This window comes from Pseudoalteromonas rubra, assembly GCF_000238295.3.
Classification (GTDB): Bacteria; Pseudomonadota; Gammaproteobacteria; order Enterobacterales; family Alteromonadaceae; genus Pseudoalteromonas; species Pseudoalteromonas rubra.
In genome coordinates, this window is the sequence record NZ_AHCD03000020.1 from 292676 (window position 1) to 314149 (window position 21474).

Below are 21474 nucleotides of genomic sequence, written 5' to 3' on the forward strand. Positions count from 1 at the left end.
GTCACAAACTAACAGGAACAAAGCATGCTGAATTTCAGTTTTCATAACCCAACGCAGATCCTCTTTGGAGAAGGTCAGATTGCCGCTATGTCGGATAGTATTCCTGCTGACGCGAAAGTGTTGGTCATCTATGGTGGTGGCAGCATTAAAAGCAATGGCATATACCAGCAGGTAAGTGATGCGTTGGCCAATCATCACTGGGGCGAGTTCAGTGGTATTGAGCCAAACCCCAGCTATCAGACCTGTATGCAGGCGGTTGAGGTCATTCGTCAACAAGGATATACCTATTTGCTCGCAGTTGGCGGTGGCTCGGTCATTGATGGCAGTAAGTTTATTGCGGCGGCGGCTGAGTTTAATGGTGAGCCCTGGGACATTCTGGCCAAAGGGGCACAAATTGAATCGGCCCTGGATCTGGGCGTCGTGCTGACCTTACCTGCAACCGGCTCTGAGTCGAATAGCTTCAGTGTGGTCTCTAACAAAGAAACCAACGACAAACTGCCGTTTGCCTCACCGCAAGTACAGCCTAAGTTCGCGGTGCTGGACCCCACGGTTATGAGCTCCCTGCCTGAGCGTCAGTTGATCAATGGTGTGGTCGATCCGTTTGTACATGTGATGGAGCAGTATCTGACTTACCCCATTGATGCGAAAGTACAAGACCGTTTTGCAGAAGGTCTGTTACTGACTTTAATGGAAGACGGTCCGAAACTCTTCTCTGATGAGGTGGACTATAAGGTTCGCGCTAATGTGATGTGGTCAGCGACCATGGCTCTGAATGGGCTGATAGGTTCAGGGGTACCGCATGACTGGGCAACTCATATGATTGGCCATGAATTGACAGCCGTTTATGGATTGGACCATGCTCAGACTCTGGCCATTGTTTTACCACGCGTAATGCATGAACAACGTGACAGTAAACAAGGCAAATTGCTGCAATACGCGGAGCGTGTGTTAGGGCTGGATATTAGTGATGAAACACAGGCGATTGATCAGGCGATTGAGAAAACCGAAGCTTTCTTCCAGTCGTTAGGCATGAAAACACGTCTCAGTGACTATGGTGTCGGTGAAGAGGCGGTGGATAAAATCGTCGCTCAGCTGGAACGTCATGGCATGGTTGCATTGGGAGAGCATCAGCAGGTTGACCTGAGCAAATCACGCGCCATTGTGGCTGCGTGCCTGTAACCTCAAAATCTCTCATATTAATCTCACTGTTCGGGGCGATGAGCGCAAATCTTCGCCCTGAATTCACGTATTTTTCCCGGCTGTGATACCCTTCGGGGGTTGTAACCAATATCACGCGGGGTAAATAGCATGGCAACTAAAGTTTGGGACGGATTCATACGTGGCTTTCACTGGCTACTGGTCATTGGCATTGCGGTGCTGTATTTCAGTGGTGAAGAAGGCTGGCTGGAAATCCACTTTGTAACAGGCTACCTGTTACTGGCACTGATGGCGACGCGTTTGATTTGGGGCCTGATCGGGAGCCAGACGGCAAAACTCAGCAGCTTATTCCACTCTCCAAAAGCCGTGCTTGCTTCGTTGAAATCTTCAGCCCCGTTTGTTGGTCATAATCCAGCAGGCAGCCTCATGGTATTGGCATTTTTTGTGTTGATCATAGTGCAGTTGATCTCTGGGTTGTTCACTACCGACGATATTTTGGTTGAAGGGCCACTGGTTTCATATGTGCCTTATAGTTGGGCAGAGTTGGCGGGTGATATTCATCATACCAATATCGACATTTTGCTGATTGCCATTGCCGTGCATATTAGTGCGATTGTGCTCTATCGTCTGAGAGGCAAAAATCTCGTTAAGCCGCTGCTCACCGGTAAAACAACTGAGCCAGTCGCATCAGCGCCGGCGATGCGCAGTGGTTTGCTGGCATATGGCATTTTTGTTGTACTCAGTGTGGTGTTGTTGCTGACGTGGGGGTATGAACCTCTTATGGCTTTATTTTGATTTTGTTAACTTGTTGCAATTACTAAACTTTTAACAGATAAAAACGTCTTTTTAAGGAAACTTAAACAGATATGACCTCTGTGGGTCATAATTCTGCTAACATAGTGCGGTTTTAACGCAATACAGAAGTGAATTATGCTAACTCCTTATTACCAGCAAGAAATGGATAGCGTGGCAATTAGCCGCGAGCAGGCCAGTCAGTTCGCTAAACAAGTGGCGGATGACTTTAACCCTTTGCACGATGTGGATGCTAAAAAATTCTGTGTACCGGGTGATCTGCTGTTCTCACTAGTCCTGGAACGCTACGGTGTGAGTGAGAATATGCATTTTGATTTTGTCGGCATGGTGGATGAAACCAGTCGTCTGCAGTTTCCACCGCTGAGTGATGCTTTTGATATCACCTCAGAAGACAAGGTCATGCTGTCGGTGAAACGCAGTGGTGAAATCAAACAATGTGACAGCCTGACCAGCAGCCTGATCCGTAATTACGTCGAGTTTTCGGGCACGACTTTCCCACATGTGATTATTCCATTGATGGGCAAACAAGATGTGATGATCAACCCAGCGCGTCCTATGGTGATCTACGAATCAATGTCGATTCATCTGGATAAGCTGGACATCGAGTCGGTGACTCTTGAACCGGCGGAGCCTGAGTTCTCCTTTGAAGGCAAACGCGGCAAAATCGTCCTGCGATTTAATCTGTTCCACGGTGATGAGCAGGTCGGTCAGGGTGAAAAGCACATGGTGGTTGCAGGCGTACGGGAGTATTGTCAGGAAGCTGTCGATAAGCTGATTGAGTATTACAACGAGCGAAAAGCAACCTTGTAAGCACTGCACATACAGTTTAAAAATAAAAAGCCCGCATCATGCGGGCTTTTTGTTGCGGGAGTTTTAAAAAACATACTTTACGGAGAACTGCAGGCGGTCCAGATCGCCTTCTGCGCCACTCTCAGTCTCACGTGTCGCGACTTTATATTCTGCGCCAAAGGTGAGCTTTTTAACTGGTGAGTAGAGAATATTCGCGCTATAGCTGGTGGTCGACTCTGTGGGATCTATGGTGATACCTAGCAGATCTTTGTCATTATCCGCAGATAAGAAAGAATACAGGAAGGTCGAACGCCACTGTGGGTTCCAGTAATGCTGGTAGGCGATAAATCCGGAGGTCGAATCAATTGCATGCAGGTCTTTGCCATCATAGACCGCACCATGTGCTGCATTGAGGCCCACATAACGACCCAGGCCCTGGCCTTGTGTCAGCATAAACTTAAGGTTGTTCTTACCAAAGTTGACACGACCAGAGGCGCTGATCCCGAAAGAAGTCTCGCTTTCATCAGCCGTGGCGACTTTGTAGGTCAGCTCGCGCCCTAAGGCGGCAACCACCAGGTGTCCCCAGTCCGCTTTATAGGTATATCGTGCGGTAAAATCAGGCATACTGGCGTCGTCAGTTACCACGCGTGCGCCACCTTCAGAGGTAATGGTACTTTCCGGGTTTTCCGCCGAAAAAGACCAGTTGCCAATGGTGTATTTGACCATGGCCTGGCGAACGAACACGGTACCATCTGCCGGACCGACAAAGTCCAGGGTTTCCGGCAGGGCGCTAACATTTTGGAAGTTAGACCAGGCCTGACCAAACAACCAACCTTTATAGGTCACATAAGCCTGACGGATCCGCGGTGAGTAAGAGTTCGTCACACGTTCGTTGCCGCCAGTTGAGGCGATAAAATCCAGCTCAATTTTTGTTTTAATACTGCTGCCGTCATCTAGCTTGGTATTTGTAGACAGGTTGAAGCGCGATTGACGGGCATGCATATCAAATACCGCATCTTTCGGTTCGCCGCCACTAACTGGGGTGGTACTTGGCACATAGAAATCCCGGCCAATATGCTGTGAGCCTAAACTGCCATCGGAAAAGTCACTCCAGATGGCATCCAGCTTAATGTATCCACCATATTTTACTTCGGTACTGCCCAGCTCAGCCGCATTGACACTGGCTGAGAGCAGGCCGCCAAGCAACGCGGTTTGCACGGCCAGGGCACTAAGCGTTAAGTTATTTTTCTTTGCTGTTGTCATAGTTGAATTCCTGTATACATTGCTCCGGATTGCGCAGACAAACCCGGGGTGAGGTCAGCGAATGTGCTTGTTGTTCTTCAATGTTGTTGATGACGGCTTTTTACTCAATTAACCTTTGGTCTATACGACTAAGGTGGGATGTCAGAGGGAAACGACTCTGCATTGTGTATCTTGTGCCTGTCGTACATCTGCAGAAGTGCCCGGTTTGTCTACTATGTTTGCAATACAGGTGCAAGTACAACTAAGGTCTAATACTTAATATAAAAAGAGTGGGCGATCCTTGGTGCATCGCCGTCTGGCCAAAAATCAACATGGAGATGACTATGTCACAGAGCATTTATCCGGTTCCTGAAGCCATCAGGAACGCAGCGCTGGTAGATAACGATCAATATACAAAGCTATACCAAGAATCCATTGACGATCCTCAGGCGTTCTGGGTGGAGCATGGTAAGCGCCTTGACTGGTTTACCCCTTACAGCAAAGTAAAGAATACGTCGTTTGACAAAGGTCATATCAGTATCAAATGGTATGAGGATGGCGTGCTGAATGCTTCCTACAACTGTATTGACCGTCATCTGAAAGACAATGCCGACAAAGTCGCACTGATCTGGGAAGGCGACGATCCAACGCAAAGTGAGCACATCACCTTCCAGCAACTGCACGACGAAGTGGCAAAGCTGGCCAATGGCCTGAAGAAGCTGGGTGTACAAAAAGGCGACCGTGTTGCCATCTATATGCCAATGACGCCACAGGCAATTTATGCCATGCAGGCGTGTGCCCGTATCGGTGCTGTTCACTCGGTTGTGTTCGGGGGCTTCTCACCGTCGGCAATTGCAGATCGGATCAAAGATTCGGGTGCAAAAGTGGTGATCACGTCAGATGAAGGCCGTCGTGGTGGTAATTGTGTGCCGCTTAAGGCAAATGTAGACGAAGCGGTCAGTCAGGACGGTGTGAGTATTGAACATGTGATTGTGCATCAGCTCACCGGTGGTGAAGTGGAATGGCAAGCGCACGATGTCTGGTGGCATGAGCTGGTGGCTGATGTTGCCAGTGAGTGTGAGCCTGAGCCAATGAATGCAGAAGACCCTTTGTTTATCCTTTATACCTCTGGTTCGACCGGCCAGCCAAAAGGGGTGGTGCATACCACGGGGGGTTATCTGGTTTATTCATCCATGACACACGAGTATGTGTTTGATGTTAAAGCCGATGACGTTTACTGGTGTACTGCCGATGTAGGCTGGATCACCGGCCACAGTTATATGGCTTATGGCCCGCTGGTAAATGGCTGCACTCAGGTTATTTTTGAAGGTGTCCCGACTTATCCAAGTTCAGGACGTATTGGTGAAGTTGTGGATAAGCACAATGTCACCATCCTGTATACGGCACCGACTGCTATCCGTGCCTTAATGGCGAAAGGCGATGAGCCAATTGCCAGCTCAAAACGCACCAGTTTGCGTATTATGGGATCTGTGGGTGAGCCAATTAACCCGGAAGCCTGGAGCTGGTACTACGAGAAGATTGGTAACAGCCAGTGTCCTATCGTGGATACCTGGTGGCAGACTGAAACCGGCGGCATCATGATCACGCCGCTGCCGGGCGCCACGGATATGAAACCGGGGTCGGCGACCCGCCCATTCTTTGGTATTGCGCCAGCCTTGTTCGATGCAGAGGGCAACACACTGCAAGGCGCAACAGAAGGGAACCTGGTGATCCTGGACAGCTGGCCTTCGCAGGCACGCACAGTGTATGGCGATCATGAACGTTTCGAACAAACTTACTTCTCGGCCTACCCGGGTGTGTATTTCACGGGCGATGGCTGTCGCCGCGATGAAGATGGCTATTACTGGATCACCGGTCGTGTGGATGATGTACTCAATGTGTCGGGTCACCGTCTGGGCACCGCTGAGATTGAAAGTGCCCTGGTTGCACATGAAGCGGTTGCAGAAGCAGCGGTTGTAGGTTATCCCCATGACATCAAGGGCCAGGGGATTTATGTGTACGTGACGCCAAACGAAGGGGTTGCTGTCACAGACGAGCTGACCAAGGAAGTACGTAACTGGGTGCGCAAAGAGCTCAGCCCAATTGCGTCACCGGATATGATCCAATGGTCACCGGGTCTGCCTAAGACGCGTTCCGGTAAAATCATGCGTCGTATTCTGCGTAAGATAGCGGCGAATGAGTATCAACAATTGGGCGATACTTCGACTTTGGCCGACCCGAGTGTGGTCGATGAATTGATCGAAAACAGACTAAACCGTTAATTGAGCGTTAATCGCTTGAATTATGACAAAATATTGACCTACTATATCGGCTGTCGAAATGACAGCCGATTTTTTAGGAGCCAAGCATGAACCAGTTTTTAATTGCGGACGATCACCCTTTGTTTCGCGAAGCATTAAAAGGGGCACTGCAAAACCAGTTTGACGGGTTAGAGATCTTTGAATCTGAAAACTTTGAGCAAACCTTGCAACAATTATCCGAACAGGACGAGCTGGATCTGCTGTTGTTGGATTTACATATGCCAGGCAATGGCGATTTATATGGCCTGATCCGGATCCGTGAGGATTACCCGAGTTTGCCCATCGTGGTGGTGTCGGGCAGTGAAGATTTGAATGTGATCTCCAAAGTGATGGGCTATGGTGCTATGGGCTTTATTCCCAAGGCGTCGTCGTCGCAGGAGATTGTTGAGGCACTGAATCAGGTGCTCGAGGGGGATGTCTGGTTGCCTGCCAGCCTGAAAGATCAGATTGCCGAACTCGACGGAGAAGACAAACAGCTGGCACAGCAAATTGCTTCTTTGACACCCCAGCAATACAAGGTCCTGCAATATCTGCACGAAGGCTTACTTAACAAGCAAATCGCCTATGAACTGAATATTTCAGAAGCGACGGTTAAGGCTCATATTACCGCGATATTCCGCAAACTGGGTGTCTATAATCGGACACAGGCAGTGCTAATTGCGGCTAAGTTGCAACTGGAACCGGTTGAAAGTACGAGCTAGCTGCGAGTCTAGAGCGTGTCAAACGCCAGCCCTGGGTGCTGGCGTTGTGTTGTGTGCTAGGCAAACACGACGGTTTTATTGCCGTTGATAAACAGCTTATGCTCTGCAGCCAGCTGAATGGCTTTGCAGAATACCACTTTCTCAATATCCCGCCCCATTTTCGCCATGGCCTCTGCGCTATCGGCATGACTCACCTGGGTGATATCCTGCATAATGATTGGGCCTTCGTCTAATTCGTCGTTGACGAAGTGTGCCGTAGCACCAATGATTTTTACCCCGCGCTCAAACGCCTGGTGGTAGGGTTTTGCGCCAATAAACGCAGGTAAAAAAGAGTGGTGAATATTAATGATTTGATTGCTAAAACGGGCAACAAACTCTGGGCTGAGAACCCGCATATATTTAGCCAGGCCGATAAAGTCGGGCTGATAGCGCTCAATGACTTTGGCCATGGCATCGTCATGCTGCTCCCGCGTGAGACCCTGGTGAGACACCAGATGAAAAGGCACGCCAAAACCTTCCACCAGCGGCTTAAGCGTATCATAGTTAGCGATCACTGCCTGGATTTCGACATTAAAGGCATTTTCGTACTGTTTCAGTAGCATGCCGCCCAGGCAATGGGCTTCTTTGGTCGCGAGCAGAACCACTTTGGTTTTTTCATTACCATGTAAATGTACCTGAGCACCGTCTGGTAGTGCACTGCGCAGTTGTGGTAAAAATGTTTCACTGATCGTTCCCGTCAGCTCTGTGCGCATAAAGAAGCGTTCGCCGGCGTTATCAACAAACTCATTGTTGCGCACGATATTCAGATTATGCTCAAAGCACAGCCCGGTTACTTTGGCGATCAATCCCACATCATCACGGCATTGGGTGGTTAAAACTATACTCATATCCTCATTCCCATACGTTTTCATGAATTCTTCACAATACCCCGTTGAACGTAAAAAACAAGCAGACAAAAGTCCTCACCCAGCCTGGGGGTTACTGGCTTACCTGAGTGAGTAAATGTTAATGTTGGTGTTGAATTTATGTGTATAAAAATCGCATTATTAAAAACCAGTTGTCACATCAAACACTAATACTGGCGTTAAGCTGCGTGAATCACTGCGCTTCAATTTGAAGAGTGACAAGGTTGACAATAACAACAAAGGAAAGAGGTATGGACCATTTAACTGGCCCTTCAGTTTCATCTGAACGCCACACACATCGGGAAAAAGATCAGAGCGTGAGTGATACACCAAGCATCCCGCATTCTGTTGCTGCCACATTGACCGCCCAGGTACAGCGCTACCCAGAAAAAACCGCACTGATTGACGGGACTAAGGAGATTAGCTACCAGGTATTGTGGGGGCGTGCCGGGGTCATTGCGGCTAAGTTGGTGAGCTGTGGTATTGAACCCGGTGCATTAGTCGGTGTGTGTATGGAACGCAGCTGGGAGCTGGTAGCGGCTATGCTCGGGGTGTTTAGAGCCGGGTGTGCTTATGTGCCGTTGGATCCGAGTTATCCACGTGCCCGGATTGACTATATGCTGACGCACAGCGCAGCGGCCACAGTCATCGTGGATAGCAGCACGTCGGCTGAATTATGCCAAAGCACACCTGGACAAATTTCGTTGGCTGATATCGGCGATGAGTTGCCTTCCTGTTCACCCCCTGAGCTGGACCCGCAAGCTCTTGCTTATGTGATTTATACCTCAGGGTCGACCGGAGAGCCTAAAGGTGTGGCTGTCACGCAAAGTAACGTGCTTGCCATGACTCTGGCTATGGGGGCACTATTAAACGAAGAAGAGCTGAGCGGAGTTTTGGCTGCTACCTCAGTGTGCTTTGACCCCTCAGTGATGGAGATCATAGGCACCTTATTGCTGGGGGGGACCGTGATCCTGGCGAAAAATATTTTGGCACTGCCAGATTTACCGGGGGCTGGCCGGGTTCGAACCTGCATCGGTGTGCCCTCAGCTCTGCGGGCCTTACTCAGTGGCTATACCTTACCTGACACACTGCGCTGCTTAATTTTTGGTGGTGAAGTACTTAAACCCGCATTGGTAAAACAAGTCTATGCGCAGCAGCCGACCCTGCGTGTTATCAATGTTTACGGGCCAACAGAAGACACGGTATTTTCGACGGCCGTCCAACTACACCCGGACATGGCAGAAATCACCATTGGCCAGCCTGTGGCAAACACCCGTGCTTATGTGCTTGATGAGGCGTTGCAGCCTGTTTCCACAGGTGAAGCGGGTGAGTTGTATCTGGCTGGCGACAAGCTGGCTGCGGGTTACCTGTTTGATGACTTGCGCACAGCCACGCGTTTTATCACGCCATCTCCGGATAGTGGCATAGCAGAGCCGCGCTTATACAAAACCGGCGATGTGTGTCAGTGGACGGATAGCAAAGAGTTGCGCTTTATCTCCCGTGTCGATCAGCAGGTCAAAATTCGCGGCTTTCGCATTGAGCTGGAGGAAATCGAAGCGGTTCTGAACACCATGCCGGGCATCGCTGACGCCGCTGTGAATGTGTTGCAGCAGGGACATGTGCAGGCCAGGTTACAGGCTTGTATTGTGCGCCAGGAGGGAGAAACTTTAAGTCCAGATGTGATTTTATCTTTCGTGGCGCGGCATTTGCCAAAACACATGGTGCCCCACAGCGTATGTTTTCTGGCGGCTTTGCCGTACCTGCCTAACGGTAAGTTAGATCGCAACAGTTTACCTGAGATTTCGACAGAGCCTGAGTCGCGGCGTTCCGGTCGGGTTGCAGACTCGGAGCAGGCACTGATTGCTGTGATCTGTGACGAGTTAAGTACTCTGCTGGGCCACAGCGCTCATGCTGTGCAGTCGCAGACTTTTGAGCAGGCGGGTCTGGATTCATTAACCTCGCTGGAGCTGAGCAACCGTCTGAGTAACCTGCTTGAGTTGCGCTGCCCGGTGCAGGCCATTTATCAATTTAATACGCCTCAGCGCCTGGCTCAGCACTTAAAGGCGTTAAATGGTCATGAGGTATTGCAGATTCAGCAACCATTGCGTGACACTTTGGGTGACTTGCAATTTCAATTACGCGCCAGCCATCCGACGTTTGCTGTGGCCAAGGCGCCGTCCTGGTCGGCTAGCGATAAAAGTAATGTGGTACAGGCAGCCACGCAACTGGTCAACAAACGTCGAGCTAATCCCTACAGCAAAGTGCTGCGCTCAGGAAGTGGCACCCGTGGCACGGTCGCAGATGCACATCATAGTGATGCACGCGAGGCGATTATCTGGACCACGAATTTATACCTTGGCCTGAACCGGGATACAGAGGTAGTCGATGCTGCACGTCAGGCCGTTGCGGAGTTTGGCACCGGCATGGGCACTTCGGCGGCAGCGTCCGGTTTAACCGATCTGCATCTGGCATTTGAACAGCAATTTGCTGCGCTGGTAGGCAAACCTGCTGCTTGTTTATTTCCCACCGGGTATACCGCCAATGTTGGTGCCGTAGCGGGCTTACTGGGCGAAAACGATGTGGTGGTGATTGATCAACTTTGTCATGCCTCGATTGTCGATGGCGCACGCTTGTGCGGTGCCAAAGTGCGCACCTTTAAGCATAATGATGTCGATGATCTGGCTTGTGTTCTGGAGAGCGAAACCTCTCCCTATCGCACTGTATTAGTGATTATCGAGGGCGTGTACAGCATGGGGGAAGGCGCAGCGCCTGTGGCTGAGATTGTGCGCACCGCCAAGCGTTACCAGGCTTTGATACTGGTAGATGAAGCGCATTCTTTTGGTTTTTATGGACAGCATGGCGCAGGGATCTGTGCGGCACAGGGGGTCAGCGAAGAGGTTGACTTCATCATGACCACACTGAGTAAGTCACTGGGTAGTCTGGGCGGTGTGGTAGCTGCCCGTGCTGAATATGTTGATTTACTCAAGTCGTCTGCCAGAGCCTATATTTTTCAGGCGTCTGTGAGTCCGGCTGACATTGCCGCGGCACTCACTGCACTGCAGCGCATCAGCCAGGATGATTCGTTGCGCGAGCAGTTATGGGAAACCGCCCGTTATATGCGGGCTCAATTCAGTGCCGCCGGCTTTGAGTTAGGCAGTGGAGACGGCCCGATTGTCACACCGCATTTTGCTGATAAAGACAAACTGTATGCGATTGTTCAGCGCCTGTATGAAAAAGGCATTCAGGCTTCAGCGGTGACTTATCCGATTGTTGAAACGGGGCGAGGCCGCTTAAGGTTTATCTGCTCTGCGGCACACACAAAACAAGATGTGGATGTCACGCTGGGGGCGTTACAGGAAGCTGTGCAGGAGGTGGAAGCGGTGTTTGCCAGGTCTGTGATGGCAACGCCAAAACCGTGGCTCGAAACAACGCGGCTGAATGACTGGTGGTGCTCCTTTGCGGCTTACCTGGAAAGGTGGCGAGAAACGCAGTCCGGTAAAGTCCCTGAGTTACAGCTGGAATTGAGCACGCCAGACAGCAGGTATACTTTGACTTTGTCGCAAGATGCAGTGACGACTAATGAGCCGTTAAAGGCTGGGCTACCTGTGTGCCGCATTCATTGCCTTGATACCAATGCGCTTACTGCGCTGACGCGCATGGATGTGCAGATGCTGTTGCAGAGCCTGTGTGAGGGGGAATGTGAGCTAAGTGGTCAAAGCGAAGTGTTTATTTGGCTTATGGGGCGTTTACTGACCTTGTCGAGCGGACTAAAACCGACTCGTGCCATGTCTGAAAATGTCGAGTTTTTGTCATAAAAGCACTGTTTACTTATACAGTTCAAATGCTAGAGTAACGCTCGATTATGACAATAAAACAAGGGATTATTATGCTTGAAAGCAATGCACCTGGTGCACCCGGCGACTTCGATTTTATGGTGGGCCAGTGGTCGGTACAGCACCGCCGTTTAAAAGACATACTGAATGGGGGAGACGAGTGGATAGAGTTTAAAGGGGAGTCATCAACACTCAACACGCTCGGCGGATTTGGCAATGTAGAAGATAACCATCTGCATTTTCCTGAGGGGTCTGTCAGAGCCAAGGCAATCCGTTCATTCAATGCAAGCACCGGTCAGTGGTCTATCTGGTGGCTGGATGGGCGTAATCCTGGCATGCTGGATACGCCGGTGGTGGGCGCGTTCACCGATGGCATAGGGCGTTTTTATGCCGACGAGGAGTATCATGGTCAGGCTATCAAGGTACGCTTTATTTGGGATGCCACGAACCCGGAACAACCAACCTGGTCACAGGCTTTTTCTAAAGATGGCGGTGAACATTGGGAAACCAACTGGGAAATGACGTTCACCCGTATCTAGTTGGGATAAACACCCACGTAACCTGTTACGTGGGTGCGTTATGGCTCTAAGATTTGCGGTCGTACACTACAGCATTGTGCGCATGCAGGCTTTCCTGATGCTCAACTTTAAACTGGTAGTCTTTGACTTCTGTGATTGATTCCAGTGTTGCTTTAATACGCCTTGCAGCGTCTTCACAAAACATCAGGTTTTGTGCATTCAGTGCAGCAAACGCCTGCTCATCTTCACGCTTAACCGCCGTTTGAACTGGCGTTGCCAGCGTTTCCTCAAACAATGAAAGCCAGTGCGCCAGATCGGGTAAGTGACCGCCAGCCAGATCGGCTTCAATGTAGGCAAAAGAGCGCTGGCTGTGTGGCGTTGCGACTGACCCTTGTGGCCCTTTGAGCCATGCCAGTAATTGTGCTTTGTCTATATTGTCCTGATCCGCAAACTGCTGCTCGACCGTGTCGCTCAGTAACTGGCGAGACAAAGCCGCTGAACAAGGGCAGGTGCTGCTGTAGGTAATGGTGCTGATAAGTTTGCAGTGGGTTTTGCCTTCAAGGTGCTCACAATGCAATTCTATCGGATAAGCATTGTAGCCGCTGTAGCTGCTTTTCAGAGCGGGTCTGTTCAGTGGCAGCTCAAACTTCAACACCAACTTGGCAGACTGACTGAGACCTTGTTGAGACGCGACTATCTCTTTGAGTACCTTATCCAGCTGTGCGTACGTGAGTTCAGTCCCTACCAGTGCCTCGTTGGCAAGCAGGTACAAACGCGACATATGAATGCCTTTTGCGCCTGTGTCCAGACTGACAAAAACGTCCATCAGGGTATTGATGTTGACGCTGGTCTGATCGCAGCGTACCTGCATGGGCAGTGCGATTTTTTCCATCCCAACCCACTTCAGCGGGCTTTGGCTGTCTGGCTCAAAATGGGTCGCAATATCGGGGAGTTGCATCATAATTTATGAGTCTCACTTAACGGTTAAAACGTAACGCCTGCGCGGCATTGTGCTCGGTATTGACCTTGTCACCATCAAACACCATGGCACCATTAACGAAGGTCGCACGGATCTGATGAGAGAAAGTGGTGTTATGAAACGGACTCCACTTACACAGGTAACGGGTTTGCTCGTGTTGTACGTGAGTTGCGTGATTTGGATCAATCAGTACCAGATCGGCAAAATATCCTTCTCTGAGGAAACCCCGTTTGTCGATGGCAAAGCGGGTTGCAACGTTATGTGCAGTTTTCTCAACCACCTGCTCAAGCGTCATTGCACCACGTTTAACCTGTTCCAAGAGCGTCAGTAAGGCATGTTCAACCAGTGGCAGACCTGCCGGTGCTTGCGGATAGGGCACGTTTTTCTCTTGCCAGGTGTGCGGGGCGTGATCGGTGGCAATGATATCAATGCGGCCGTCATGCAGGGCTTTTAGCAACGCGAGCCGGTCCGATTCAGCTTTTATGGCCGGGTTACATTTGATGAGGTTGCCCAAGGCCGGATAATCTTGTTCGTTAAACCACAAATGATGAACACAGGCTTCGGCTGTGATGTGCTTTTCTGCCAAAGGCGCAGTGCTGAATAAGCTCAATTCTTTTGCCGTGGTTAAGTGCAGCACATGCAGTTGCGTACGATATTTTTTAGCAAGCGCGACGGCATAAGAAGAGGATTGATAGCAGGCTTCATCATCACGGATCATCGGGTGATGGATGATTTGCGGCGTACCATATTGTTGCTCAATGCGCGCATTATTTTGCTGGATCACTGAACCTTGTTCACAGTGCGTGGCGATAAGGGTGGGACATTCTCTGAAAATCGCATCCAGGGCAGCGGGGTGCTCTACCAGTAAATCGCCGGTTGATGCACCCATAAAGACTTTCACGCCACACACCTGACGTGGATCAACGGCTTTGATCTCATCTAAATTATCAGGTGTAGCGCCGAGGTAAAACGCGTAGTTTGCGACTGAATCTCGTTGTGCAATGGCTTGTTTGTCTGCGAGTGCTTGTCGGGTCGTGGTTGAAGGTGAGACATTGGGCATTTCCATAAAGCTGGTGATCCCGCCGGCTGCGGCTGCGGCCGATTCACTTGCAATGGAACCTTTATGGGTCAGGCCGGGTTCTCTGAAGTGCACTTGATCATCTATCATGCCGGGCATCAGCCACATGCCCTGGGCATCGATGACTGTTTCATTGGGTCTGGCCGATAAATCCGGGCCAATTTCAGCAATGTACTGGTTTTCAATTCTGAGATCAGAAACGTAAAGCTTACCTTCATTCACTAAGGTGGCGTGTTTAATTAAGCGTGCCATTGGTATCCTGATTAATTGTAGAGATAAACAAAACTTAAGGCTGTTCTTTTGGGCCACGACGCAGGCCCAATCAACATTGCGCGTATTTTTCTTTGCGTACCCAACTCACATATGGGTCTGTTTAGCGCAACAAAGATTGTTGATTGTTTTGTTATATTATAACATATCCGCTCTATTTTACAGATGAGAGAATCGACGATGAAAAAGTTACTTGCACTGGCAGTGAGCTCTGCCTTACTTGTGACGGCCTGCACGGGCGGGGATCGTACGTCAGGCTTGCAAAAAACAGCAGCGTCTGCGACGGTAACTGAGGGTAATCCTTTACTGGTAGCAAGCACCTTGCAATATCAATCACCTGACTTTAACCGCATTGATGATGCGCACTTTATGCCTGCCTTTGAGCAAGGCATGGCTGAGCAAATGGCTGAAGTGAATGCTATCATTAGCCAAAACGAGTCTGCCAGTTTTAGTAATACCATTATTGCATTGGAGCGAAGTGGTGAGTTACTAAAGCGCACGCAGGGGGTATTCTTCAACCTGTCTAATACCGATTCAAATGCAAAGCGTCGTGAGATCCAGTCTGAAATGGCCCCTAAGCTGGCTGGCCACTACGATAATATTTATCTGAACAAAGCGCTTTATAAGCGGGTAGCTGAAGTTTACGGTCAGCTTAATGTGCTTAACCTGGGCGCAGAAGAAAAGCGTCTGACGGAAGTCTATTATAAGAACTTTGTCAGAGCGGGCGCCAAGCTGACTGAGTCGCAACAAAAAGAGATCCGTGAAATTAACGCGGATTTGTCTTCTCTGACGACGCAGTTCTCGCAGCATTTACTGGCCATGTCTAAGAGTAATGTGGTGCTGGTTCAGGACAAAGCGAAACTGGCTGGCCTGACAGACGCACATATTGCGCAGCTGGCACAAGCGGCTGAGCAAGCCGGGCATCCGGGTCAGTATTTGATCAAAATTACCAACACCACGCGCCAGCCTATTTTGGCTAAGCTGAAAGACCGTCAGTTGCGTGAGCAAGTATGGCGCGCCTCTGCTGAACGTGGCTTAGCAGGTGAGAATAACAACCGGGAAATTGTTGCACAACTGGCACAGCTGAGAGCAAAAAAGGCTGCGTTACTGGGCTATCAAAGCTGGGCTCACTATGGCCTGGATGCACAAATGGCTAAAACGCCAACTGCGGTTTACGACATGTTTGCCAGCATGGTGCCTGCTTTGCTGAAAAACGTGGAAGCGGAAGCGCAGGCCATCAATGACAAAATTCGTGCAACGGGTGGCGATTTTGAACTGGCTGCCTGGGACTGGTTGTATTACGCCGATCAGGTACGTCAGGATAAGTTCGATCTGGACGAGTCTGAGGTGAAAGCTTATTTTGAGTTTGATCGAGTGCTGGAAGACGGCTTGTTCTTTACTATGGAGCGCCTGTATGGCGTGACCTTCAAACCACGCACTGATATTCCGGTCTATCACCCGGATGTGAAAGCCTATGAAGTGTTTGACGCAGACGGCACCAGCCTGGCTATTTTTATGGCCGACTACTTTGCCCGTGAAGGCAAGCGCGGTGGCGCCTGGATGAGTTCGTTTGTGAAGCAATCGGGCCTTGACCAGGAGCGCCCAGTGGTGGTGAATGTGATGAACATTGAAAAAGCCCCTGAAGGTCAGCCGACCCTACTGAGCTATTCTGAAACCACTACTATGTTCCACGAACTGGGTCACGGCCTACACGGTATGTTGTCTCAGGTTAAATATCCGACGCTGTCGGGGACGTCTGTGTCTCGTGACTTTGTTGAATTCCCGTCAACGTTCGAAGAAGACTGGGCTATCCACCCGGAAGTCATTAAGAACTACGCTAAGCATTATCAAACCGGAGCAGCCATTCCGAAAGAATTGCTAGAAAAGGTTGTTGCCAGCCGCAGTTTCAATATGGGTTTTGACACACTGGAATATGTAGCGGCTGCGCTGCTGGATATGGAGTGGCATGCACTGGCTGCTGATGCGCCGTTGCAGGATCTGGTTGAATTCGAGCAAGCTGCATTGAGCAAGCATGGCGTGAACATCGACTATGTACCACCCAGATACAAATCGGCTTACTTCGCGCACTCAATGGGTGGCGGTTATTCAGCGGGTTACTACGCCTATATGTGGAGTGAGATCCTGGCTGCTGATGCCTTTGCTTATGTACAGTCTCAGGGCGGGCTAAACCGCAAGATTGGTACGCACTATCGCAAGAACATTCTCGAAGTGGGCAACTCTCGTGACCTGATGGAGTCGTATAAAGCGTTCCGTGGTGCAGAACCAACCACCGAAGCGCTGCTTAAGCGTCGCGGACTCAATGTTGCACCATAAAACCAGCAATTGAAGGGCTGCCTGTGGGCAGTCCTTACTCTGTTTGTAATTCTTCGATATGTTATACTGTAACCTTTGTTGTGAATGTCGCACAACTCGGTGCAGATGTAGGAGAAGACCATGACCCGTGCTTTAGCCACTAATGACAATTCAATGATCCCTGCCAATCGGTATGCAGCCATATCCTCTGAGCCGAACGTTCTGACGGATATCTATCGCGAAGATATTAACCTGAGTGTCTGGCAATGCACGCTGACTCAGGCGCTTAATTCAGAAGTAACAAATTTACTCAGCAATACCAGCGAGTTGCAGCTGTCGATTGCGGCGACTCCTGAGCAAACGATAGGCGAATTGCACGCCGCCTCTGCGTTGCTTGTTGATAAGCCTGCGCTGACTGAGCACCTGGCGATGCTGGTGGATATGTTTTGTACTTTGTTTGAGTTAAAGCGCGCCGGGCTCAGGCTCACGATACTCAATAAAGCCATGTGTCCTAAGTTCCATGTCGATCACATACCTTGCCGGCTGGTGAGTACGCTGGGCGGTGTGGCCTCTCAGTGGTTGCCTCACGATACAGTCGATCGCAGCAAACTTGGTGCCGGTAGCAAAGGTAAAAAGGACCATGAATCAGGAATCTACACGTGTGAATCGGACATTCAGCAACTCAATACTGGTGATGTTGCGCTATTGAAAGGCTCAGGCTGGCTTGGCAATGAAGAAGGAGCCCTGGTGCATCGTTCGCCAGCCCCCGGAGCGGGAGAAGCCCGCTTGTTGCTCACGCTGGATTTTATTGACTGAGTGGTAAAGTCACAGTGTGTTAGTATTTGACTGCACTGGATTGTCGTCAGATGACTGTCAGGTCATGACTATTTATAAGTTGGCTGGAGAGCAATGTAAGTATGGAACCAATCCTTGTACTGGTTGGCTTTTTGGGCGCGGGTAAAACCACGCTGTTAAAACGTTTGCTACTTGAGGCTCAGCAAGCCGACTGGGACCCCTATGTGATCCTGAATGATTATGAGCATGCCGAGCTGGATGCCAGACAACTGGCCGAACAGCTCAGTGAAGGGGCGTTAAAGCCGCTCGATGGCAGCTGTATTTGTTGCAGCGGCATCACCGCGCTGCGCGACAGCATTAATCGTATTCCACAGCGCAAGCGAGGGATCACCTTGATTGAAGCGAATGGTACATCCGATGCCTGTCGTTTAATGGGGTTTCTTGGTGTGGGGCTGGACGAACGCTTTAAACCCCCGGTACAGATCGCGGTGGTCGATGCCAAAAACTGGCAATGTCGTGGTGAGCACAATGCGCTGGAGGCCAATCAGGTGCAGGTCTCTTCGCTCATTGTGCTCACACATACCACCGGCTTATCCGACGCGCGTATACAAAGTGTTAAGGATGAACTTCACCAGGTGAACCCAAACGCGACAATTCAGGGGGGGAGTGAACTTGCACTTTGGCAGCTGCCGGAGCTGTCACCTGTGTCGGGTAATGTAGATGCATTTGAGCATCAAAAATCACACTGGGCGTCCTGCTCTGTGGCGTTACCTGCTTTACCTGATGAATCCTGCATTGAGGCTTTGTGTGCGCGTATACCCGAGACCATTTTGCGCGTGAAAGGTTGCACTCGAATTGGTACAAGTTCTGATTATACTTACTTTGAGCGATGTCCGGATGGCGCTGTGTCGATCCGGCCGTTCAAGGGCGAGCCGGTTACGGGGAGTAAATTACTGGTCGTTGGACCGGGTAGTGACCCAGGCAAATTGAATGAGCTTGTCATACAGGTTTTGGCCGCACATTGATTGTAAAGGCGGCCATGCAGGGTGGATTAGTGGCAACGCCCGGTCTGACACAGGTTAAAGTTTTTATAGTGGCTGATCACCAGCAACACGCTACCTAAAATGGTCAGTAATTTTTCCCCTTCCTCTGCCATTAAGTCATGGGCAAAAAATGCGGCGAAGAACAACACGCCGATGCCTGCGGTGCCGTAGCCAAAAATACGCCACTGGTTGTGCTTTTTACACCCCAGAAATAATGCGCTGCTGCTGGTCACCAGCACACCAACGAGTAACCAGCGATGAAATGCCTCATCTGAAAAGAAGGTCGCACCGAACGCCGGCAGCAGGGCAACCAGCAGGGGCACAAACAAGCAATGAACGACGCACATCGCAGACAAGCCGATGGCGTATTTGTCTAACCTTTCAGACAGGTTTCTCATGGATTCCTCACCTTGATGATTAACGTAAGCGCTTGCGCAGGCTGATCATACGAGCTGCTGAGCGCCTTGAATAAACTGTTATACTATATCATTTGTGGGACCTTGAATAGCTTGACGGTGATGAAAGCACCACGGGAGTTGGAGACTGTGGCCAGCTACATCGGGGCCACTACAAGCAGCACACTCACCACAGCAAATAATATCCATGACCAGTGCCTTCCTTTTGATAAACCCAAAGCCAGTAAACTGTGTAGCGCAAATGTCAGCGCGGTGATGTGCAGTAGCGTAGCAAGAGTGAATCCAGGTGATGCCAGCGCAATCAAAAGTGCGGCAAACCCCAGCCAGGCAATGGAAGTCAGGTGCCAGGCAAAACGCAGTGTTCGGATGGTAAAATCGCTACTGCCAAACAGTTGGGGCAGATTATTCCGCTTAAACAGCCGAATCAGAATAAAGCGCTCACCGAGGTAAGAATGTGCCAGCGAAACTAAAACGAGCAATGTGGCAGCGAGGTAAAGCAGTAAAGCCATAATAACATCCGGGTGTTGTCAGGTCGTGAAGTGAGATTTAGTTGTACCTTAATTGTTTTAATGTGACCAGAGGGCCGTAACCAGAAAAGTGTTTCATAGGCAGCGTGCTTCTGACTTCCTTGTCAGGCTGTAATTCGAGTTAACTACAGCTAATGGAGTCACCACTGCTGTTATAGCAGGTCTCAGTTTGCTGAATTATATGTCGGCACATATAGGCGACGTTGTTTTCCATGCAGTTAAAGTAAGTGCCGTAAATGCCAGAATTCCCGACATTATAATCAACCCGCCATTCATAGTAAGAATATGGCAGAGTCGATTGGTCGCTCAGCCAGCGCGCAAAGACGGCACCGGATACAATGTCGTATAACGGAGTCGGGCGGACACCCAGGCTACGCCAGCCATTGTTATAGCCAGAGTATTCACCTGACATTTCAACTACCGCGTTGGCCGCCTCGTAATACGGGTTATTGAAGTTACTTCTGTTATCCACCTTAGACAACAGACCCTGGTAGTCTTTGACCCAGGTAGTGCCTTCACAGCTATTCAGAAATACCATGCCCTTGTCATCGCCTTTACCACAGGTGCCCTGAGGCGCAGCGTCGGCACTCCAGATGAAGTCGGCACTTTTTCCGCCATGAATTTTTGCTTCATAGCCACTCGAAGAAGTGATGATCACATCATTGTCTTTACCGCCTTCCTGGTTGGAGTTTTCGCCATTGGTAAAGAGGATATCGTCACCATTGTTACCCCAGGCTTTGTGCCAGCGCAGGCTGTTTGGATTACCATCACCATTTTCGAACAAGGCATCGTTGCCATTGCCGCCATGTAAGCGATCTTCGCGGCCGCCATTGCCGGTCAGGTAGTCATTGCCATCTTCGCCATACAGGGTGTCATGACCGTTGTCGCCGCTGAGTACATCATGACCCGCGCCGCCGTAGAGTTTATCGTTGCCATCGCGATTGCTGTTACAGTTGCTCTGCGCATAAATATAGCCATTGTTAGCATTAGCCAGACGACAGCCACCGCCCAGGTAGTCGTTGTCATTGCCTCCGTAAAGTACATCGGTACCCTGACCACCCATCAGCAAGTCGCCGCCATCATCACCCCATAAGGTATCGTCGTTATAATCACCAAACAGCTTGTCATGGTGATTGCCGCCTTTGAGCTGATCATTCCCCCAGCCGCCGTGCAGTGTGTCGCTGCCATCTTCACCGAACAGCTGGTCATTACCACTGTTGCCCTTTAGGGTATCGTTGCCCCGGCCACCGTAGAGGCGATCGTTTTGATTACCCGAGATCAGGGTGTCGTTACCATATTGTCCGTACAGGGTTTGTGATACCGCAATGCTGCTGGCATTGAACGAATCGGCCCCATTGCCCAGGCGCGCTTCAAGCGCACTGATCTGGCTCATAAAGAAGGTCTCACAGCTACTGTTGCTACCCACTTTCCGGGTCACGGTCAGGGTATCGCCGGATTTACTGAGGGTGAACTGTTCGCTGTGGCGTGAGCCCTTAACTTTCAGCGTTTCGCCGTCCAGGTAAGCCGAAGCGCCGCCCGCAAGCCCGCTACAGGTTGCCATTGCCTGCCCCGAAACGCCCAGCGCAACTGCCAGACAGAGCGCATGTAACTTGGTGTTCATTCGCGTTCCTTAATTTCTTATTTTAGGTACTTTTATGCTGAGGGTAGCGGACAAATCTGCATGGAATATGGAGAGTTTTTAGATAGATGTGATACCAGGTAAGAGTTGGTGAGCATAGTTCAGTCCAATGGCTGCTGCGAATAGCATTGAGT

17 protein-coding genes are annotated in these 21474 nt (G+C 50.2%); 10 read left to right on the forward strand and 7 right to left on the reverse strand.

The annotated features are described in order from the left end of the window. Positions 1 to 24 precede the first annotated feature (24 nt). From PRUB_RS01425 to PRUB_RS01435, 3 genes are all read left to right on the forward strand, one after another. Complete coding sequence (locus PRUB_RS01425) at positions 25 to 1179, forward strand: iron-containing alcohol dehydrogenase (protein ID WP_010383191.1); 1155 nt, start codon at positions 25 to 27, stop codon at positions 1177 to 1179. 129 nt (positions 1180 to 1308) lie between these two features. Continuing rightward, positions 1309 to 1953, forward strand: coding sequence for a cytochrome b/b6 domain-containing protein (locus tag PRUB_RS01430; protein ID WP_010383190.1), 645 nt, complete (start codon positions 1309 to 1311; stop codon positions 1951 to 1953). 135 nt (positions 1954 to 2088) lie between these two features. Then, positions 2089 to 2781 carry a DUF3581 family protein gene (locus tag PRUB_RS01435; RefSeq protein WP_010383189.1) on the forward strand — a complete coding sequence of 231 codons (693 nt, stop codon included), beginning with the start codon at positions 2089 to 2091 and terminating at the stop codon, positions 2779 to 2781. A gap of 63 nt (positions 2782 to 2844) precedes the next feature. Here PRUB_RS01435 and PRUB_RS01440 read toward each other — a convergent pair whose 3' ends face one another. Then, positions 2845 to 4023: a DcaP family trimeric outer membrane transporter gene (locus tag PRUB_RS01440; RefSeq protein ID WP_010383188.1), complete on the reverse strand. Its 1179-nt coding sequence runs from the start codon at positions 4021 to 4023 to the stop codon at positions 2845 to 2847. Between the two features lie 323 nt (positions 4024 to 4346). Between PRUB_RS01440 and acs the strand changes: the two genes are divergently transcribed. Next, positions 4347 to 6284, forward strand: a complete 1938-nt coding sequence (gene acs / locus PRUB_RS01445) for an acetate--CoA ligase (RefSeq protein WP_010383187.1) — start codon at positions 4347 to 4349, stop codon at positions 6282 to 6284. 86 nt (positions 6285 to 6370) lie between these two features. Further along, complete coding sequence (locus tag PRUB_RS01450) at positions 6371 to 7024, forward strand: response regulator transcription factor (RefSeq protein ID WP_010383186.1); 654 nt, start codon at positions 6371 to 6373, stop codon at positions 7022 to 7024. Between the two features lie 56 nt (positions 7025 to 7080). On the opposite strand, the gene purU is transcribed toward PRUB_RS01450, so the two are convergent. Beyond that, a complete protein-coding gene (gene purU / locus PRUB_RS01455) occupies positions 7081 to 7911 on the reverse strand; it encodes a formyltetrahydrofolate deformylase (RefSeq protein WP_010383185.1) in 831 nt (276 codons plus the stop codon). A 269-nt stretch (positions 7912 to 8180) separates the two neighbouring features. Here purU and PRUB_RS01460 point away from each other — a divergent pair, with 269 nt between their 5' ends. Together PRUB_RS01460 and PRUB_RS01465 are read left to right on the forward strand one after the other, a co-directional pair. Beyond that, positions 8181 to 11744 (forward strand): amino acid adenylation domain-containing protein, encoded by a 3564-nt coding sequence (locus PRUB_RS01460; RefSeq protein ID WP_010383184.1) that lies wholly within the window; start codon positions 8181 to 8183, stop codon positions 11742 to 11744. A gap of 71 nt (positions 11745 to 11815) precedes the next feature. Then, positions 11816 to 12301, forward strand: a complete 486-nt coding sequence (locus PRUB_RS01465; protein ID WP_010383182.1) for a hypothetical protein — start codon at positions 11816 to 11818, stop codon at positions 12299 to 12301. A gap of 46 nt (positions 12302 to 12347) precedes the next feature. Here PRUB_RS01465 and folE2 read toward each other — a convergent pair whose 3' ends face one another. Together folE2 and PRUB_RS01475 are read right to left on the reverse strand one after the other, a co-directional pair. Further along, positions 12348 to 13241 carry a GTP cyclohydrolase FolE2 gene (gene folE2 / locus PRUB_RS01470; protein WP_010383181.1) on the reverse strand — a complete coding sequence of 298 codons (894 nt, stop codon included), beginning with the start codon at positions 13239 to 13241 and terminating at the stop codon, positions 12348 to 12350. 16 nt (positions 13242 to 13257) lie between these two features. Further along, on the reverse strand, positions 13258 to 14589 hold the full coding sequence (locus PRUB_RS01475; protein ID WP_010383180.1) for a dihydroorotase: 1332 nt from the start codon (positions 14587 to 14589) through the stop codon (positions 13258 to 13260). A 198-nt stretch (positions 14590 to 14787) separates the two neighbouring features. Between PRUB_RS01475 and PRUB_RS01480 the strand changes: the two genes are divergently transcribed. The 3 genes from PRUB_RS01480 to PRUB_RS01490 all read left to right on the forward strand — a co-directional run bounded on the left by PRUB_RS01480 (position 14788) and on the right by PRUB_RS01490 (position 18740). Next, positions 14788 to 16941, forward strand: a complete 2154-nt coding sequence (locus PRUB_RS01480; RefSeq protein WP_010383179.1) for a M3 family metallopeptidase — start codon at positions 14788 to 14790, stop codon at positions 16939 to 16941. 120 nt (positions 16942 to 17061) lie between these two features. Continuing rightward, positions 17062 to 17736 (forward strand): DUF1826 domain-containing protein, encoded by a 675-nt coding sequence (locus PRUB_RS01485; protein WP_010383177.1) that lies wholly within the window; start codon positions 17062 to 17064, stop codon positions 17734 to 17736. 101 nt (positions 17737 to 17837) lie between these two features. Beyond that, positions 17838 to 18740 carry a GTP-binding protein gene (locus tag PRUB_RS01490; RefSeq protein ID WP_010383175.1) on the forward strand — a complete coding sequence of 301 codons (903 nt, stop codon included), beginning with the start codon at positions 17838 to 17840 and terminating at the stop codon, positions 18738 to 18740. Positions 18741 to 18766: 26 nt separating this feature from the next. On the opposite strand, the gene PRUB_RS01495 is transcribed toward PRUB_RS01490, so the two are convergent. The 3 genes from PRUB_RS01495 to PRUB_RS01505 form a co-directional block, all read right to left on the reverse strand. Continuing rightward, positions 18767 to 19156, reverse strand: coding sequence for a MerC domain-containing protein (locus tag PRUB_RS01495; RefSeq protein WP_010383174.1), 390 nt, complete (start codon positions 19154 to 19156; stop codon positions 18767 to 18769). Positions 19157 to 19311: 155 nt separating this feature from the next. Further along, on the reverse strand, positions 19312 to 19683 hold the full coding sequence (locus PRUB_RS01500) for a hypothetical protein (protein WP_010383173.1): 372 nt from the start codon (positions 19681 to 19683) through the stop codon (positions 19312 to 19314). Between the two features lie 139 nt (positions 19684 to 19822). Continuing rightward, positions 19823 to 21322 (reverse strand): calcium-binding protein, encoded by a 1500-nt coding sequence (locus tag PRUB_RS01505; RefSeq protein ID WP_010383172.1) that lies wholly within the window; start codon positions 21320 to 21322, stop codon positions 19823 to 19825. Between the last annotated feature and the right edge of the window lie 152 nt (positions 21323 to 21474).